The sequence below is a fragment of the Vibrio sp. 1557 genome, from assembly GCF_033340175.1.
GTDB classification, from domain to species: domain Bacteria; phylum Pseudomonadota; class Gammaproteobacteria; order Enterobacterales; family Vibrionaceae; genus Vibrio; species Vibrio alginolyticus.
Genome location: NZ_JAWOVZ010000178.1, coordinates 1 through 1,236 on the forward strand (window position 1 = coordinate 1; position 1,236 = coordinate 1,236).

Genomic DNA, 1,236 nt, shown 5'->3' on the forward strand with positions numbered 1-1,236 from the left:
GAATAGAACTGGGCGGTGAGTCAATGAGAAAACTGGCGCAATCCGATCACTTAGAGTAAAAATAGGAAGAGAGAAAAACGGCAGGATCAGGTGATCGGAATAAACCGAAACGAGCGATCGCAATCACCGAAATACGCATACTTTAAGCGGTAGCCTAGATATAGAAACGGAGCACACATGAATAAAAAACTTATCTTTGGACTGATACTTGTTGCCACCATTCTTTTGTTAGGCGCTAATTTTGGTCAATATCTAACGCTTGAAAACGCAAAAGCGCAGCAAGAAGCGCTCAATTCATTCATCGAAGCCAACATCGTCTATGCCGCCACGGTGTATTTTTTAGCGTATGTTGCGATTACCGCATTTTCTATTCCCGGAGCAGCAGTGGTTACTTTGCTAGGCGCAGCTTTGTTTGGGTTTTGGTTTAGCTTACTTTTAGTTTCTTTTGCCAGTACGATCGGTGCGACCTTAGCTTTTTTGAGTAGCCGATATTTGCTTAGGGATTGGGTTCAATCGAGATTTGGGGAAAAGCTTGTTGCGATTAACCAAGGAGTAAAAAAGGATGGCGCGTTTTATCTGTTTTCTTTGCGCTTAATTCCAGTGTTCCCATTTTTCCTCATCAACCTACTGATGGGATTAACACCTATGAGCATTGCGCGCTTTTATTTAACCAGTCAAATAGGCATGCTCCCTGGTACTGCCGTTTACCTTAACGCTGGTACTCAGTTAGCAACCATTGATAGCCTTTCTGGTATCGTATCCCCGACTGTATTAGCATCTTTTGCTTTGCTGGGGCTGTTTCCAATACTCGTAAAATGGGTTATGAATAAGGTCAAGCCAACCCCTACTCAGCCAAATGGCAGTATTTGATGAAAATCTTTATCGCGAAAAATCCAGCAGAAGCGCACATCGTATGTGAACTATTAAAAACTGAAGATATATGCTGTGAGGTGCGTGGAGAAGGACTTTTTGGTCTGAAAGGTGAGCTTCCTTTTGGCGATGATACTGATCCTTATGTTTGGCTATTAGATCCAGAACAACAATTGAAAGCTCACTCAATTATTGAAGCATTTAGGCAGCAGTCACAAAGCAACATATATGAAGACTGGCAATGTCCTCATTGTCTTGAACACAACGAAGGACAGTTTGGTGCGTGTTGGCAATGTGGATATCAAATTGGGGAGCCATGATCGTTCCCCTATTCTCGCATTTCAGGTGTCTATATTGATGGCTAGG

Annotated in this window: 2 protein-coding genes; both read left to right on the top strand. The window is 42.6% G+C overall.

Annotated elements, in window-relative coordinates; all coding sequences use genetic code 11:
• Positions 1 to 177 precede the first annotated feature (177 nt).
• Positions 178 to 870 (top strand): TVP38/TMEM64 family protein, encoded by a 693-nt coding sequence (locus R7070_RS25655; RefSeq protein ID WP_015296481.1) that lies wholly within the window; start codon positions 178 to 180, stop codon positions 868 to 870.
• The gene (locus R7070_RS25660) at positions 870 to 1,190 is read left to right on the top strand and encodes a putative signal transducing protein (RefSeq protein WP_005483105.1); all 321 of its coding nucleotides are present in this window, start codon (positions 870 to 872) and stop codon (positions 1,188 to 1,190) included. Before R7070_RS25655 ends, R7070_RS25660 begins: the two co-directional genes overlap by 1 nt.
• Positions 1,191 to 1,236: the final 46 nt, after the last annotated feature.

Excerpts from the sequence above, each read along its gene's own strand:
- R7070_RS25655 (WP_015296481.1), top strand. The coding sequence starts at position 178 with ATGAATAAAAAACTTATCTTTGGACTGATACTTGTTGCCACCATTCTT.
- R7070_RS25660 (WP_005483105.1), top strand. The coding sequence starts at position 870 with ATGAAAATCTTTATCGCGAAAAATCCAGCAGAAGCGCACATCGTATGT.